Origin of the sequence: Pseudorhodoplanes sp. (genome assembly GCF_050250235.1) — a bacterium.
Lineage (GTDB): Bacteria > Pseudomonadota > Alphaproteobacteria > Rhizobiales > Xanthobacteraceae > Pseudorhodoplanes.
The window spans coordinates 131,759-147,892 of sequence record NZ_JBFWPA010000004.1; the positions used below are offsets into that span (position 1 = coordinate 131,759).

The 16,134-nt window shown below is 64.4% G+C and carries 15 protein-coding genes; 12 read left to right on the top strand and 3 right to left on the bottom strand.

Annotation, left to right across the window (positions count from 1 at the left end):
* Positions 1-13 precede the first annotated feature (13 nt).
* Positions 14-1,252 (bottom strand): CaiB/BaiF CoA transferase family protein, encoded by a 1,239-nt coding sequence (locus tag AB7F49_RS03705; protein ID WP_428520439.1) that lies wholly within the window; start codon positions 1,250-1,252, stop codon positions 14-16.
* 33 nt (positions 1,253-1,285) lie between these two features.
* Positions 1,286-1,510: a sulfurtransferase TusA family protein gene (locus AB7F49_RS03710; RefSeq protein WP_428520441.1), complete on the bottom strand. Its 225-nt coding sequence runs from the start codon at positions 1,508-1,510 to the stop codon at positions 1,286-1,288.
* A 102-nt stretch (positions 1,511-1,612) separates the two neighbouring features.
* Between AB7F49_RS03710 and AB7F49_RS03715 the strand changes: the two genes are divergently transcribed.
* From AB7F49_RS03715 to AB7F49_RS03725, 3 genes are read left to right on the top strand one after another with little or no spacing between them, the layout of a single operon-like run.
* A complete protein-coding gene (locus tag AB7F49_RS03715) occupies positions 1,613-2,725 on the top strand; it encodes a molybdopterin-binding protein (RefSeq protein WP_428520443.1) in 1,113 nt (370 codons plus the stop codon).
* Positions 2,722-4,704 carry a molybdopterin biosynthesis protein gene (locus tag AB7F49_RS03720; RefSeq protein WP_428520445.1) on the top strand — a complete coding sequence of 661 codons (1,983 nt, stop codon included), beginning with the start codon at positions 2,722-2,724 and terminating at the stop codon, positions 4,702-4,704. Before AB7F49_RS03715 ends, AB7F49_RS03720 begins: the two co-directional genes overlap by 4 nt.
* 31 nt (positions 4,705-4,735) lie before the next feature.
* Positions 4,736-6,022, top strand: coding sequence for a c-type cytochrome (locus tag AB7F49_RS03725; RefSeq protein WP_428520447.1), 1,287 nt, complete (start codon positions 4,736-4,738; stop codon positions 6,020-6,022).
* A gap of 164 nt (positions 6,023-6,186) precedes the next feature.
* Here the strand turns inward: AB7F49_RS03725 and AB7F49_RS03730 are convergent, their stop codons facing one another.
* Positions 6,187-8,181, bottom strand: coding sequence for a 4Fe-4S dicluster domain-containing protein (locus AB7F49_RS03730; RefSeq protein ID WP_428520449.1), 1,995 nt, complete (start codon positions 8,179-8,181; stop codon positions 6,187-6,189).
* Positions 8,182-8,360: 179 nt separating this feature from the next.
* Here AB7F49_RS03730 and AB7F49_RS03735 point away from each other — a divergent pair, with 179 nt between their 5' ends.
* The 9 genes from AB7F49_RS03735 to AB7F49_RS03775 all read left to right on the top strand — a co-directional run.
* Complete coding sequence (locus AB7F49_RS03735; RefSeq protein WP_428520451.1) at positions 8,361-9,110, top strand: biotin/lipoate--protein ligase family protein; 750 nt, start codon at positions 8,361-8,363, stop codon at positions 9,108-9,110.
* Positions 9,107-9,646: a DUF6505 family protein gene (locus tag AB7F49_RS03740; protein ID WP_428520453.1), complete on the top strand. Its 540-nt coding sequence runs from the start codon at positions 9,107-9,109 to the stop codon at positions 9,644-9,646. Before AB7F49_RS03735 ends, AB7F49_RS03740 begins: the two co-directional genes overlap by 4 nt.
* Positions 9,643-10,650, top strand: a complete 1,008-nt coding sequence (locus AB7F49_RS03745) for a DUF6352 family protein (protein WP_428520455.1) — start codon at positions 9,643-9,645, stop codon at positions 10,648-10,650. The genes AB7F49_RS03740 and AB7F49_RS03745 overlap by 4 nt, the downstream gene beginning before the upstream one ends.
* On the top strand, positions 10,650-11,159 hold the full coding sequence (locus AB7F49_RS03750; RefSeq protein WP_428520457.1) for a DUF3305 domain-containing protein: 510 nt from the start codon (positions 10,650-10,652) through the stop codon (positions 11,157-11,159). Before AB7F49_RS03745 ends, AB7F49_RS03750 begins: the two co-directional genes overlap by 1 nt.
* Positions 11,152-11,868 (top strand): DUF3306 domain-containing protein, encoded by a 717-nt coding sequence (locus AB7F49_RS03755; RefSeq protein ID WP_428520459.1) that lies wholly within the window; start codon positions 11,152-11,154, stop codon positions 11,866-11,868. The genes AB7F49_RS03750 and AB7F49_RS03755 overlap by 8 nt, the downstream gene beginning before the upstream one ends.
* Positions 11,869-12,004: 136 nt before the next feature.
* Positions 12,005-12,781 carry a Cro/CI family transcriptional regulator gene (locus AB7F49_RS03760; protein WP_428520461.1) on the top strand — a complete coding sequence of 259 codons (777 nt, stop codon included), beginning with the start codon at positions 12,005-12,007 and terminating at the stop codon, positions 12,779-12,781.
* Positions 12,782-12,843: 62 nt separating this feature from the next.
* Positions 12,844-13,059 carry a twin-arginine translocation signal domain-containing protein gene (locus AB7F49_RS03765; RefSeq protein ID WP_428520463.1) on the top strand — a complete coding sequence of 72 codons (216 nt, stop codon included), beginning with the start codon at positions 12,844-12,846 and terminating at the stop codon, positions 13,057-13,059.
* A gap of 13 nt (positions 13,060-13,072) precedes the next feature.
* Positions 13,073-16,036: a formate dehydrogenase subunit alpha gene (locus tag AB7F49_RS03770; RefSeq protein ID WP_428520465.1), complete on the top strand. Its 2,964-nt coding sequence runs from the start codon at positions 13,073-13,075 to the stop codon at positions 16,034-16,036.
* A 12-nt stretch (positions 16,037-16,048) separates the two neighbouring features.
* On the top strand, positions 16,049-16,134 hold an 86-nt coding region (locus tag AB7F49_RS03775; RefSeq protein WP_428520477.1), incomplete at its 3' end, for a 4Fe-4S binding protein.

Below are 16,134 nucleotides of genomic sequence, written 5' to 3' on the forward strand. Positions count from 1 at the left end.
ACGCAGCTATTGCTTACGTCGCGCCAGCCTTCCTGAGTTCGGCGATCTCGTCCTCAGTGAATCCAAACTCGGCCAGCACCTCGCCGGTATGCTCCCCGCGTTCGGGCGAGTGCCTCGCGACCTTGCTGGGCGTGCGCGACATCGTGAATGGCTGGCGGATCACTTTGAGGGTGCCGCGATCGGGCGTCTGCATGTCGGTCGCAACACCGAGATGCTGCACCTGCCTGTCCGCGAACACCTCGTCCATCCGGTAGATCGGGCCGGCCGCGACGCCCGCGGCGTTCAGCCGCTCGATCCATGATGCGCTGGTGTCCGACGCGAGCGTCTTCTCGATATCGGCATTGAGCGCGTCGCGGTTCTTGAGCCGCAACGCGTTGGTCGCATAGTCCGGATGCGTGAGCAGGCGCTCGCCGTCGATCGCCTTGCAGAACCGCACCCAGGTCGGCGATCCGGTGGTCGCGATGTTGATGTGCCCGTTCTTGGTCTTGTAGACGCCCGTCGGCACCGAGGTCGGATGGTTGTTGCCGGCTTGGCCGGGGACTTCCTTGTCGATCAGCCAGCGCGCGGCCTGGAAGTCGAGCAGGAATATCTGCGCCGCCAGCAGCGAGGTCTCGACATATTGCCCTTCGCCGGATTGCTCGCGCTCGAGCAGCGCGGTCATGATGCCGAGCGCGGCGAACAGGCCGGCCGCCATGTCGGCGACCGCGGCGCCCGCGCGCACCGGTCCCTGTCCGGGCAGGCCGGTCACCGACATGATGCCGCCCATGCCCTGCGCGATCTGGTCGAAGCCCGGCCATTTCTCGTAGGGGCCGTCCTGGCCGTAGGCCGAGATGCTGGCATAGACGATGCGCGGGTTGACCGCCTTCAGGTCGGGATAATCGATCCGCAGGCGCCGTTTCACGTCGGGCCGGTAGTTCTCGATCACGACGTCGGCCTGTTCTGCGAGCCGGAGCAGCGTCGCGCGGCCGGCCTCGCTTTTCAGATCAAGCGTGATGCTGCGCTTGTTGCGGTGCAAATTCTGAAAATCCGCGCCATGCCGGGCCCCGCCGATCGGATCGCCGCCTTCCAGCCGCTCCGGCGCCTCGATCTTGATCACATTGGCGCCCCAGTCCGCCAATTGCCGCGCGCAGGTTGGCCCCGCCCGCACCCGGGTCAGGTCGAGCACGGTAAAGCGGGCGAGCGCGCTCGAGGCGCGGGGAAGATTTGGTGTAGCCGGCAAGTGGTCCTCCGGGCAGGGCGGGCGACAATTCATGAAGAAGCCGGGAAATTCAACCGGTTGCACCCGTCAGGCCTTGCGAATGCGGAATGTCAGCACATCGTCGGCCCGGTTGGTGGCTTCCAGAACATCGCCGGTCTGGTTGACCAGGTTCGGGATGTCGATCGCAGCCAGCGGATCGGTGCATTCAACGAGGATGACCTCGCCTGCCGTCATCCCCTTGAGCACCTTTTTTGTCCGGAGGGCGGGCAGCGGGCATTTCAGGCCACGCAGATTGACGGTCTTTTCGGTCATCGCCATAGGCTCAGGCTATGCTGCTCGCGTTTGGGACGCTTGCAAACCAATAAATATTTCAGTGGCTTGACCCAGTATGGGGGGTTCGTCAGAAACGCAACCATGAATGCAGAGAGGGCCTCTTGCCAGCGCATCGGGCGGCTTACGCCGCTGGCGGATGTACTCGCAGCGATCGCCCGGATCGAGCCGGTCGCGCCGCGCGAGGTCGCGCCGGCCGCCGCTGCCGCCTGCGTGCTGGCCGCCGATGTGAACGCGCCTGAATCGCGGCCGGCCGCACCACTTGCCTTGCGCGATGGATGGGCGGTCGACGCGGATGCGACGCGCGACGCCGGTCCCTACGCGCCACTGACATTGCAGCCCCCACCGCAGCGCGTCGATGCGTTTGCCGCACTGCCCTCCGGTACCGACGCCGTAGCGCCGCTCGACGCCGCCTCGGCGCTTGGCGGCATGATGCAGTTCATGACCCCGGCCGCACCGGGCGAAGCGGTGTTGCCGTCGGGCGGCGATATTGAAGCGAATGCGGTCCTCTACCGGGAAGGAGCGCGACTGCGTGCGAGCGATGTCGCGGTATTGAGCGCTGCGGGCTTTGCTGCCGTCGGTATCCGACAGCCCAGTATCCTTATCGTCAACACAAGACGAGACGACGCGCTGCTTGGTCCGGCGGCGACGATGCTTGCACGTGCGGTCACCGCGGCCGGAGCAACGTGCGACATAACAAACGATCTCGACGCGGGCCTGGATCGCAATCATACGGATGCAATCATCGTCATCGGCGGCACCGGGGAAGGCCGCAATGACCGCTCCGTGATGACACTGTCGCGCGTTGGTACCGTCGCATGTCACGGCATCGGGCTTGCGCCGGGTGACACCGCGGCATTCGGGATGGCAAATGGAAAACCGGTCTTGCTCATGCCCGGCCGCATCGACGCTGTTCTCGCATGCTGGCTGGTGCTCGGCCGCGCACTGCTCGACCGGCTGAGCGGCGCGCGTGATATCGAGATCGTCAGCAAGGCAACGCTCGCGCGCAAGGTGACATCGTCCATCGGCATCGCCGAAGTCATTCCGCTTCGCCGCGCCGGCGAGCAGGTCGAGCCGCTGGCCTCCGGCTATCTGTCGCTGCAATCGCTGGCGCGCGCGGATGGATGGATGCTGGTACCGGCGGAGTGCGAAGGTTATCCGGCCGGAGCCGAAATCGAGATGAGGCCGCTGCCATGAGTCATCTCACCAAACCGGAACATGCATTGATCGATGCGGTACGCAGGGCCGCGCGGCAGGAGCAATTCCTGGAAGTCGTGTCGGCCGAGGAGGCGACCAGGCGCTTCCGCCAGCATCTCGACCTGTCGCCGCGAGGCGTCGAGCCCGTATCGCTGTCCGATTCGCTCGGTCGTGTGCTCGCGCATGACATCGCGGCCCCGATCGACGTGCCGCCATTCGATCGATCCGGCGTCGACGGCTTCGCCGTGCGCGCTGCCGACACCGCGGGCGCGAGCGACAACGCGCCGCGACGGCTGACATTGAATCGCGAAGTCATTGCCTGCGGACATGCGCCAGGGATCGAGGTCGCGCCCGGTACCGCCACGGCGCTGGCGACCGGTGGCGTGATTCCACGCGGAGCGGATGCCGTGGTGATGATCGAGCAGACCGAACTGCTCGACGATGAGCAGTCGCCGGTTATCGAAGTCCGCAGGCCCGTCGCCTCCGGACAATTCATCGCCTATACGGGGTCCGACATCGCGCGCGGCGAAACGCTGCTGCGAAGAGGCACAGTGCTTGGTTCGCGCGAGATCGGCATGCTCGCCGCCTGCGGGATTGCGCAGCTTGATGTCGTGCGGAAGCCGAAGGTTGCCGTCCTCTCGACCGGCGACGAACTCATGGTCGTGGGTGAGCCGCTGCGGCCGGCCGGCATCTACGACTCAAACGGTGCGATTGTCGCGGCGGCGGTGATGGAATCCGGCGGTGAGCCAGTTGCCTATGGCGCTTTTCCCGACGACGAGGCGGCGCTTGGAGCGGCGATGCGCAAGGCGCTTGCCGAAAGCGACATGCTGGTTCTCTCCGGCGGCACCTCCAAAGGCGCGGGGGATATTTCCCATCGCATCGTTTCGGCGCTCGGCCCGCCCGGCATCCTTGTGCATGGTGTTGCTCTCAAGCCTGGCAAGCCGCTCTGCCTTGCCGTGTCCGATGGCAAGCCGGTGGTCGTGCTTCCCGGATTTCCGACGTCAGCCATCTTCACCTTCCACGCCTTTGTTGCACCGGTGATCCGGGCGCTTTCAGGCCTTCCGACGGAAAACCTGCGCAGGCTGACCGCGCGCGTTCCGATGCGGGTGCCGTCCGAACTCGGGCGCAAGGAATTTGCGCTGGTCGCTCTGGTGCAGGGCGAGGACGGCATGATCGCATTTCCGTCGCCCAAGGGTTCAGGCTCGGTGACCGCATTCTCACAGGCCGATGGCTTCATCGAAATCGATGCGCTCGCAAGCGCGCTCGATGCCGAAACCGTCATGGACGTGACGCTGATCGGCGCCGCCGCGCGCGCGCCGGATCTGGTGATCATGGGCAGTCATGATGTGGCGCTTGACGTGGTGGTCGGCGCGCTCGCGGATCGCGGCTTCACGGCGCGGGTGATAGCCGTCGGCAGCCTTGGTGGCGTTGCGGCGGCGCGACGCGGAGAATGCGACATCGCGCCGGTGCATCTGATCGATCCGGAGAGTGGGGAATACAACACGCATCTGATCGAACCTGGCCTGTCTCTTCTCAAGGGCTGGCAGCGATCGCAGGGCTTTCTCTATCGCAGGGGCGATAGACGCTTCGAGGGGAAGAATGCAGACGAGGCCATCGCCGCGGGGCTCGCCGATCCTTCCTGCCTGATGGTGAACCGCAATGCCGGTTCCGGCACCCGCGTGCTGATGGACCGGACATTGCAGGGCGCGCGTCCGCCGGGTTACGCCAACCAGCCGAAATCGCATAACGCGGTGGCCGCCGCGATTGCGCAGGCGCGCGCCGACTGGGGCTTCGCGATCGAGCCGGTCGCGCGGATGTATGGGCTTGGGTTCATCCCGGTGGCGCCCGAAGAGTATGACTTCATCATGGTCGAAAGCTGGCGCGACCGACCTGCTGTCGCCGCGTTCCGCGACGTGATGCGCGACGATGCGGTCCGGAACCGCATCCGTGCGCTGGGCATGAAGCCCGCGGATGATTAACATGAGCAACTGGTCTGCCGGGATTGCATGAATGCTGCTTCGCGTCGTCGCACTGCTTTTCCTCCCGCTTGCGATCTGCGAGTCCGCGTCCGCTCAGATGCGCGGGCATGGCGGACCGGTACGCGCGGTCGCGGTTGCGCCCGATGGTACGAGCGCGGTTTCCGGCAGTTTCGATACGTCGGCGATCCGCTGGTCGCTGTCGCGCAATGCGGCCGAGCAGGTACTGCGCTTCCACGAGAGCGCGGTGAACGCGGTTGCCTTCCTGAAGGATGGCCAGACCGTCACCGGCGGCGAGGATGGCCGCATCGCGATCTGGAAGCTCGGGGGGCCGGCCCCGCAACGCACCTTCGAGGGACATACCGCGCCGATCGTCGCGCTCGCGGTCGCCCCGGATGGCGAGACGATTGCGTCGGCGTCATGGGATCGCACGATCCGGCTCTGGCCGGTTGCAGGCGGCACCCCGCGCGTGCTCGAAGGCCATTCCCAGAATGTGAATGGCGTCGCGTTCACTGCCGATGGTCGGTCGCTGGTCAGCGCAGGTTACGACGCGACGGTGCGTATCTGGCCGCTGTCGGGCAATGCCGCGCCGGTCATCGCAACGCTGCCGTCGGCTCTCAATGCCATAGCCGTCGCGCCCGATGGCGAGATCATTGCATCAGGCGCCAATGGCCGTCTGTATTTCGTCTCGGCCAAGGGCGAGACAATTGGCGAACTCGAAATTACCGAGACGCCGGTCATCTCGCTCTCGCTGTCGCCGGATGGCGCGCGGATCGCCGCCGCCGGCATCCGCGGATCGGTGGCGATCATCGACCGCAAGGCGCGTACGATCGAGCGCACATTGGTGGGACCCGGATTGCCGGTCTGGTCGGTAGCGTTCTTTCCCGACAATCGGACACTGCTGACCGGCGGCACCGACCGCATGGTGCGACGCTGGAATGCGACCACCGGGGAGCATGTCGGCGCAGTCCCCCTCAACGATGTGAGCGATCCGCTTGCGGCCTATGCTGGCGACCGCGGTGCCGAAATCTATCGCGCCTGCATCGCCTGTCACACGCTGTCCCCCGACGCGGGCAATCGCGCGGGACCGACGCTTGCCGGCATTTTCGGCCGCAGGATTGCGACACTGCCGGGTTACAGCTTCTCGGAGGCGCTGAAGAAACTCGACATCGTGTGGACCCCCGAGACGGTATCGAAGCTGTTCGAAATCGGGCCTAACGCCTACACGCCGGGGACCAAGATGCCGGAACAGACCATCGGCTCTGCGGAAGACCGCAGGGCGCTGATGGAGTTTCTGAAGAAGGCGACGGCGGGAAAGTGATGGCGACGGTGTTGCGACCCGGATGCGATGCAGCGGCAGCGATGCGCCGCAGAGCCGGGCCCAGCCCTGGAGCAACATTTGGCTGCTCTGCAAGGCACCGCATCGCGCGTCAAAGACGCGCGTGAACGCGCTTTTGCCGCTGCGCTGCGCCCGGGATGCGAGAATTAACCCCGTCCCTTCTCTTCCGCTTCGCGCAGGTAATCCTCCGCGGTGCGCGGCCTGGGGCGCTCGGAAATCCCGGCGCCGTAAGGGTCGAAAGCCTGCTCCGTCACCGCAATCACGCGGCAATCCTCGCACATTTTCAGGACCTCAAGCCGGTCGGCACGGCCCTTGAACATCCAGTGCTTGCCTTCGAGCTTTGCGGTCACCCGCTCAATCGTACTCTTCACGCCGAACGGCTTGCCGCAGCGGATGCAGTCGAACGGGTCTTCCTGCTTCATGATGCGCGGAGACGCTGTCGCCGCCCGGAAATCGAGCTGCGGCTTCAGTGTAATCACCTTTTCCGGACAGGTTGCGGCGCACAGCCCGCATTGGACGCAGGCATCTTCGGTGAATTTCAGCATCGGCCGGTCCGAATCGGCCGACATCGCCCCGGTCGGGCAGGCCGACACGCAGGCAAGGCACAGCGTGCAGCCTGCCGCATTCACCTCGATCGAACCGAGTGGCGCGCCCTGCGGCAATGCGATCACGTCGACCGGTTGAGGGGCGGCACGATGCAATTCGCGCAGCGCGAGTCGCTGCACGTCGCGCTTGCCGCCGACGGGACGGAAACTGGCGCGTGCAGTGTTCGCGGGGCCGTGCCCGGCGACACGCAGAGCGTCGCCCAGCAAATCCGGATCGTCGGTCTCGATCGTGCCGACGAGCCCGTCGCCATAACCAAGTCCTGCGATAATCGGCTCGGCCAGCGCAATCGTGCGCTGCAATCCGCTCACGTCGTGGCGCGGGCGCGCGCGCAACAGAAAGAGCATGCCGCCCGCGCCATACGCGAAGGCTGCTGCAATGGCTTCCAGGCCTACCTGCGTGACCTCGTTCAACGCGACGGGGATGACATGCGCCGGCAGACCCGCCCCATGGCGCGCCAGCGCGTCGATCAGTCCGGTGCCATGCTCCTCGTCGTGAAACAGGATGACGGCGTTGCGTCCTCCTGCGTCGCGGTAGGTCATCAGCAGCGTGCGCAGCCTGCGCATCAGGGCGTCGGCCGGAGGCAGGGCGTAGCCCGCAGCACCGGTCGGGCATACCGCGGCACATTGCCCGCAGCCGGCACAGATTTCCGCACTGATGGCGACATGGTCACCCGCGGGGGTGATCGCGCCGGTCGGGCAAAGATCGAGGCAGCGGCGACAGCCGACGATGCGTGATCGCGAATGCGCGCAGAGTTCGGCGTCGTAATCGACATAGCGCGGCTTGTCGAAGGAGCCGGTGAGGTCGCGTGCCTTCATCACCGCGCGCAGCATGGATACGGGGTCGCCGGGATCGGCGCGCAGATAGCCGTCGCGCAAATCGGCGGCGGGGAACATCGGCGCACCTCCGGAGAGATCGAGCACGATGTCGCATTTCGACACGGCGCCGTTCCGCGGCGCTCCGAATTTCATCTCGCCGCGCGACGAGGGGCTCGGCTGTGCATAATCGTCGACCGTCAATTCGAACGCACCGAGCCAGCCTTTGGCGGCACGGACCGTACCCTTCACCACCGGGTATTCGGTCTTGCTGCGCGGCTCCAGGTGTTGCGGCCTTGTGATCAGAACGGTGACATCGAGATGGTCTTTAAGCAGTTCCGCCGCCTCGATGGCACGCTCGTCGCGGCCATAGACCAGAATCACGCCATCGCTGTCGAGCGCGATAAACGGGATTTCCGGCAGCGGCTCGGCGGCGGCGGCAAGAAGAGCGGCCATCTTCGGCGTGGCCTTCGCAGCCTCGCTGGACCAGCCCGCATTCTCCCGGATATTCACGAACGAAAGCGAAAGTTCGGTGGCTTCGCCGGAGGCCTCCTGGAACACCGGGGCCTCCTGGGTGCAGCCCACGACCAGATCGCCGTGGAAGCTGCCCTGGCCCGGCAACAGCGCTCGGAACCGATCCAGTTCCGCGCGGCAGAATTGCCGGCCCGCGACGATCTCGGCCCCGCCACAGCTGCGGTTCAGGGCATCGATATCCAGCGGCATCGTGTCTTCGCACGAACACACAACGATTTGCCGCCTGTTTTCGGCCATTCCGTCTCCGTTTCGGCGCCCCGGTCTGCCACGGGACTCGTCTCGCGATACCGCGATGCTATATGCAGATAGACGCAAGCTATAATTGGTCCAAACAAAAAGTAAGAGCCGACGCAAGCCCGGATGCGACCTTGAACTCTGCGATGCTGACCGAATCCGATATCCGCCTGCCCCCGCCGTTTCGGCTCGTGACCTTGCGTGAGGTCGGCGACGCCTTCGCGCATGCGAAAGCGCATGCGGACGAGGAAGGCGCCGGCACCCTCGTCTTCGTTGGGCGGTTCGATCTGGCGGAATTTGCGGTCGTGCTGGAACCGGACGAGCCGATGCGCAGCGCCCGCCGCAGCTTCTATGCCTGCATGGCCGCGCTGGCCGATACCCTGACCGCGCATGCGCCGCCGGAGACCGGCATCAGCATCGACTGGCCCGACTCGATCTCCGTCAATGGCGGTCTTGTCGGCGGCGGCCGAATGGCCTGGTCCGAAAAAGCCGACGCCGATGCGCCGCCGGACTGGCTGGTCTTCGGCGCGTCAGTTCGGATGGTGTCGATGTCCGGGACCGAGGCCGGTCTGCATCCGCTCAGTGCGGCGCTGGAAGATGAGGGCTTCAGCGAATTGGGCGCCGAGCGACTGATGGAATCGTTCGCGCGGCACCTGATGGTGATGCTCGATGCCTGGCAGGAGCAAGGTTTTCCCGCGGTTGCCAGGAGCTATCTGCAGCGTTTGGCACCCCACGGCGAAACCGGAATACGCCGCGATATCGACGAGAATGGCGATCTGCTGATCCGGCGCACAGGCAAGACGCAGATTGAGCGAAGGACGCTTGCCGCTGCGCTCGCAACGCCGTCATGGCTCGACCCCGTGACGCGAGGGCCGCGGCTGTGAAACTGCTCAAGACGATCCGGCTCGATGCCTCCGACACCTTCGTGTTCGAGCGTGCCGCCGAGCCCGGGGAATGGGCGGTGCCGGGGACATTCGTGTTCTCCGACACCGATCCCGCAATTTTGCAGGGCAAGGCGCGCACGGCCTTCCGGGCGGGCTTTCTCGGCGTGTCGTCGCTTGGTTGGTCGACGCTTGTTCAGATCGTGGAGGCCGACGAACCGGCCCGGGCCGCCGCGCTGGAGCAGCTCGCGCTGCAACTGATGGAGCATTACGGCGCGCCGGACATCGACGCTGCACGCGCGGCCTCGGACGAAGAACTGACATTTGCGCAATCGCTCTGCAATCACGAGACCGGCACTCTGGTTGCGCTCCACCGAACCGCTGACGGCGCCGAAATCCGCGAAGCATTTCGCACACTGAAAGCGCGCGCCGACAGCAAGGCATTTCGCGCCTTCTCATTCATGGATGTAGAAGGCGAGGACGAAGGGCCGGGCGATCGCGTTGACCTGGTGAATCTCGCGCAGGGGGACCGCAAGTGAAGGATTTCTGGCTCGCCTGCGGACACCACCTGCTCGATCGCAACGAATCCGGCGGGCTGGTCGTCACCGACGATTTCCTGAAAATCTATCTGGCGCGTCCTGAGCTGATGCCGCCGGCGGAAGCCTGTGCGGCAGAGCGTGGACTCTACGCGGCATTGATGGCGGCGCCGCGCCGGAGCGTGGCTGCCGCCGAGATCGCTGCAATCGCGGACGCCGATGCGCGGGAAAACTGGACCTTCATGATCGCGTTCCGCGACCGCCTGCTGCGTCACGCGACGCTGGAGGCCGCTTATCTCGATCTCGTGCGAAACGGTGCCGGCCATGTTCCACCAATCTTCGTCAACCAGCTCGTACACGTGATTCTGCGCAATGCGCTTGACGGCTGCGAGGACCCCTATGTGCTGCGCGCCGCCGAACTGTTCTTCCGTCCGCAACGGATGACGCTGCACGAAGGCTCGCTGATCGCCGCCGACGAGGAAACCATCGGGGGCATCGGCGCGACGCCCGCCTCTCCGCTGGTCTCGATGCTCGGCATTCCGGCGCAGGCCGACATCGATGTGATGAACGACGACAACGCCGATCACTATTTCGAGCACAGCGATCGGTTCCACGGCGCGATCGATCTCACCGCCGGCCGGCGCGGTCTCGAGGCGCTGGCGGAGGCGTTGAAGCGCTGGGCTTCTCACCTGCTCGCCGTTGATGTCGAGATCGAGCCGCTGACGGAAATGCGCGATGTCAATTTCGTCTGGTACGTGGGTCTCGATTCAGATGCGACGAAGATCGGCGACGCTCTGTGGAATGGTGAGGAGCTTGATGAGGCCACGCGCGGGCGCGTGGTCGGGTTGTTCCGGCTCACATTTCGCGATCCCGCTGTCGTCATCGACAAGGTCGGGCGCGAGCCGGTCTATCTCATTCTGGCCATGTCGGCGGACAAGATCATTCGCATGAAGCCGCAAAACCTGATCGGCGGTTTGCCGATCCGCTATCTCGAAACGGTGTCGTGATGGCCGCACTCGTTCACATACCGGTTGGCGTTCTGGTCGAGCGCATCAAGGCGGAAAGCCAGTGGGTCGACTATATCTGGCAGCCGACCGCAGTGCTGATCGGTGCGCCGGATGCGAAGCCGTGGACACGGCTTTCGGGCGACGACAAGCGCGCGCAGTATTTTGCAGGCAGTGCCGCGATCAAGCTCTACCGCTCCGATGCGGGCAATTACCGGGACAATCTTTTGGCGGACCGCAAATTGTGGGTTGTGTTGACAACATCTGAATCCGACCCGCCATACATCTTGTTCATGGTGACAGCGGATCCGACTGAAGGCGAGGCGCAAACCGAAACAGGCGTCAATCTCGTGGAAGCAGTCCCCATGCCGGATACGGTGCGGGCAGTTCTGGAAGAATTTGTCGCGGAACACCACGTCGAGCAGGCCTTCTTCAAGCGAAGCCGGGATCGCGCGGATCCCGACGCACTCGGCCGCCGGGCGCCATCCGGGCGGGGAGGAGACGATGACTGATCGCGAAGACTTCCTGAAGCGGTGGGCGCGTCGCAAGCGCGAAGCGAAGATTGAGCCTGGGACTGATCCGAAGCACGAACAGGCCGCCGCCTCGAATGTTTCGAAATCGGAAGGGCCATCGCAGGCGTTGCCGGCTCACGCCGGTGATGCACATCAGCGCGACGCGTCCTCGACGGAGATTTTCGACATATCAAAATTGCCGTCGCTCGATTCCATCGGACCTGCGACGGACATTCGTGTGTTCATGCAGGCGGGTGTACCCCAGGCAATATCTCGTGCGGCACTTCGACGCGCGTGGTCGGCCGATCCTGCGATCCGCGACTTCATTGGGCTTTCCGAAAATTCATGGGACTTCACCGCAAGTGATGGCATGCACGGTTTCGGCGCGCTGGACCCCGCCGAGGCGAAACGGTTGCTCGCAAGATTGCTGAATGACGGTGCCGGCGAAGATGAATGCATCGCGGACGATCTGAAGGCGGAAGAGGTCGCCGGCGGCCCCGAACAGGCTGCTGGCGAAGCCGGTGAGGCCGAATCCGAGCAGGCGGAAACAGTCGCGGCACAGTCCATCGAGCCACAATCGCTTTCCGACACCGAAATGCTGCAGGTCAGCAATGACGAACCGGTTTTTGCGATGCAACAAAAACAGTCAGAACGATCATTGCCGGCTCCAGCCTCTCGTCGTGCTCATGGCCGTGCGCTGCCGGAATAGTTCCATTCGCATCCACAATGCGATGCGGCTCATAGCTTTGTACTATTGACCCATTCCAAGTTAGCACCGTATTGTTTTGAACGCCTCTCAAGTGGGCGGGAGACTGCTGCTTTTTTTAGCAACGACAACGATAAGAATGCGCGACTCGGGACTCGACGAAGCAATCCGTGCAGCCGGCGGCGTGAGCGAACTCGCGCGTCGGATCGGTATTTCACAACCATCCGTTTCAAACTGGGATCGGGTGCCGGCCGAGCGTGTCATCGCCGTTGAGCAGGCGACCAAGGTGAGCCGCGCGGTGCTGCGCCCCGACCTTTACGGCGAGACTGCTTCACGGACGGATGTCGACGACATTGATCTCGCGCGTGCGCAGGAATACCGGCTGCTCGCAGCGTTGCTCGCGAGCGCACCCGATGTGAACTTTCTGAAAAGGCTTTCGTCGCTGCGCGGCGATGGCTCTGCGCTTGGTCTTGCTCACATAGCGCTGGCGCAGGCTGCATCCAACGCCAGGGAAGAATCAGTCGAGCGCGAATTCTTCAATCTGTTTATCGGAGTCGGACGCGGGGAACTGTTGCCCTACGGCTCGTATTATCTCACCGGCTTCCTGCACGAACGTCCGCTTGCGCGTCTGCGCGACGATCTCATCGCGCTCGGCATTGAGCGCAATGAAGGAAATGCAGAGCCGGAAGATCATGCAGCCCTGCTGTGCGAGATCATGGCCGGGCTTGCAGACGGAAGCTTTCCGGCGCCGGCGGGAAGCGACCGGACCATATTCGAGAATCATCTTGCGCCCTGGATCGGCCGGTTTTTCGCCGATCTCGAGCGCGCGGAAGAGGCCGACTTCTACCGCAAGGTAGGGATGCTCGGCCGCGTGTTGATGGAAATCGAAGCCGAGGCTTTTTCGCTGCCATCGTGATGGCGCACAAGACGCCCGGCGAGTGACGAGACGAGTGACGAGACATGGAGGAGGAGACGGCAATGACACAAGAACGCAAGACGTCGGTCGGTCGCCGCGATTTTCTGCGTGCGCTCGGCGCCGGAGCCGGCGTGGCCGTGACGGCCGCTGCACCGCTCGCAACGCCGGCCCACGCCGACACCGAAACCAACGATGAGAAGCGGAAGGCCCGCTACAAAGCCAATTCACCGGAAGTGCAGACCTTCTATCGGGTCAATCGCTATCCGGGCGCAAAGTAAGGGAGGCAACGCCGTGCTGATCAAGAGGACAGAACGCGAGAAGCGCCGCGGCCAGCTCGCCGCCCAGCTTTCAAACCATTCCGCCGGCGGGATCGACCGCCGTACCTTCCTGCGACGCTCTGGCCTCGTTGCCGGTGGGCTCGCCGCCGTTGGTGCCCTGCCGCTCGCCGGCATGCGCAAGGCGGATGCGGCGGCCGCCGCCGCCGGTCAACCCGGTGGTGCGCCAGTCACCATCCGCAAGAATATCTGCACGCACTGCTCGGTCGGCTGCACCGTGATGGGTGAAGTCCAGAACGGCGTGTGGGTTGGTCAGGAGCCCGGATGGGATTCGCCAATCAGCCGCGGATCGCATTGCGCCAAGGGCGCCGCGACCCGCGAACTCGTGCATGGTGATCGCCGCCTGAAATATCCGCTCAAGCTGGTCGATGGAAAGTGGACGCGCATCTCCTGGGAGACCGCGATCAACGAGATCGGCGACAAGCTGTTGGACATCCGCGCGAAGTCGGGACCGGATTCGGTCTACTGGCTCGGCTCGGCGAAATTCACCAATGAAGGCTCCTATCTGAACCGCAAGCTCGCGGCCTTCTGGGGCACCAACAACTCCGATCACCAGGCGCGTATCTGCCATTCGACGACGGTCGCCGGCGTAGCCAATACCTGGGGCTACGGCGCGATGACCAACTCCTATACGGACATCCGCAATTCGAAGACGATCCTGTTCATCGGCTCGAATGCCGCGGAAGCGCATCCCGTCTCCCTGCAGCACATCCTCGAAGGCAAGGAGATGAATCGCGCCAATATGATCGTGTGCGATCCGCGCATGACCAGGACCGCCGCGCACGCGACGGAATATGTGCGCTTCCGCTCGGGCACCGATATTCCGCTGATCTGGGGCATGCTGCACATCATCTTCAAGAAGGGCCTTGAAGATAAGCAATTCATCGAGCAGCGCGTTTACGGCATGGACGATGTCCGCAAGGCCGTCGAGCAGTGGACGCCGGAGGAGACCGAGCGAGTGACCGGCGTGCCGGCCGCGCAGCTCGATCGGATCGCGACCACCTTCGCGACGCAAAAGCCGGCGACGCTGATCTGGTGCATGGGCGCAACCCAGCACACCGTCGGAACGGCGAACGTGCGTGCGTTCTGCACCATCCTGCTCGCCACCGGGAATGTCGGTTCGTCCGGCACCGGCGCGAACATCTTCCGCGGCCATACCAATGTGCAGGGCGCAACCGATCTCGGCCTCGATATCGTGACGCTGCCGCTCTATTACGGCCTGACCGAAGCCGCCTACCGGCACTGGTGCCGCGTATGGGAAGTCGATTTCGACTGGATGGCTGCGCGTTTCGACACCATCACCGGCGCCGACGGCAAGCCGGTCAAGATGATGCATGCGCCGGGCATCCCCTCGACCCGGTGGTTCGACGCGACGCTGCTCGACAAGAAGGATGTGGCGCAGAAGGACACGATCAAGGCGATGATGGTGTTCGGACACGGCGGCAACACCGTGACCCGCATGCCGAAGGCGCAGGAAGGCATCGAGAAGCTCGATCTGCTGGTGGTCGCCGATCCGCATCCCACGACCTGGGCGGCGCTTGCGCCGAAGCGCAAGAACAACACCTACCTGCTGCCGATCGCGACCAGCTACGAGACCAACGGTTCGCGCACGGCCTCGAACCGCGCGATCCAGTGGGGCGAGCAGATCGTCAAGCCGATCTTCGAGTCCAAGGACGACAACGAGGTGATGTATCTCCTCGCCAAGAAGCTCGGCTTCGCCGACCTGATGTTCAAGAACATCAAGGTCGACAACAATCTTCCGGTGCCCGAGGACATCCTTCGGGAAATCAACCGCGGCGGATGGTCGACCGGCTATTGCGGCCAGTCGCCGGAGCGGCTGAAGATGCATATGGCCAACCAGAAAGACTTCGACATGCTCACGCAGCAGGCGACGTCCGGTCCGGCCAAGGGCGACTTCTACGGTCTGCCATGGCCGTGCTGGGGCACGCCTGAATTCAAGCATCCGGGTACGCCGCTGCTCTACAACACCAACCTGTCGGTGAAGGAGGGCGGCGGAACCTTCCGGGCCCGCTTCGGCCTGCAGCGCGAGGAGAAGCTGCCCGACGGCACGACCCGCCAGGTCAGCCTGCTCGCGAACGGCTCCTATTCGGCCGGATCGCAGATCCCGGATGGATATCCGGAGTTTACATACGGGGTGCTGAAGAAGCTGGGCTGGGACGCCGATCTGACGCCGGCCGAACTCGCGGTCATCAACAAGGTCAACCCGGCCAATCCGGATGCCGTGTCATGGTCGATCGACCTGTCGGGCGGCATCCAGCGGGTTGCGATCGAGCATGGCTGCATCCCCTACGGCAACGGCAAGGCGCGCGCGAATGCGTTCGGGCTGCCGGATGCGGTTCCGGTGCATCGCGAGCCGATCTACACGCCGCGGCCGGACCTCGTGGCGAAATACCCGACGCTGCCGAATGCGCGGCAGTTCCGGGTGCCCAATCTCGGCTTCGACGTGCAGAAGGCGGCCGTCGACAAGGGCATCGCCAAGCAATTCCCGCTGATCCTCACTTCCGGGCGTCTGGTCGAATACGAGGGCGGCGGCGAAGAGACGCGCTCCAACAAGTGGCTGGCCGAGTTGCAGCAGGACATGTTCATAGAGATCAATCCTGCGGACGCGGCCGAGCGCGGCATCACCGACGGAGGCTGGGTCTGGGTGACCGGCGCCGAGCATTCGTCGAAGGCGCGCATGAAAGCGCTGGTGACCGAACGCGTCGGCAAGGGCGTGACCTGGTGTCCGTTCCACTTCGCGGGCTGGTTCCAGGGCGAGGATCAGCGCGGCAACTACCCGCAGGGCGCCGATCCGATCGTGCTGGGCGAGAGCGTGAACACGCTCACGACCTACGGCTTCGATCCGGTCACGGGCATGCAAGAGCCCAAGGCCACCCTTTGTCAGGTTCGTGCGGCTTAAGGAGACGCAACCATGGCTCGTATGAAATTTCTTTGCGACGCCGACCGTTGCATCGAATGCAACGCTTGCGTCACCGCCTGCAAGAACGAACACGAGGT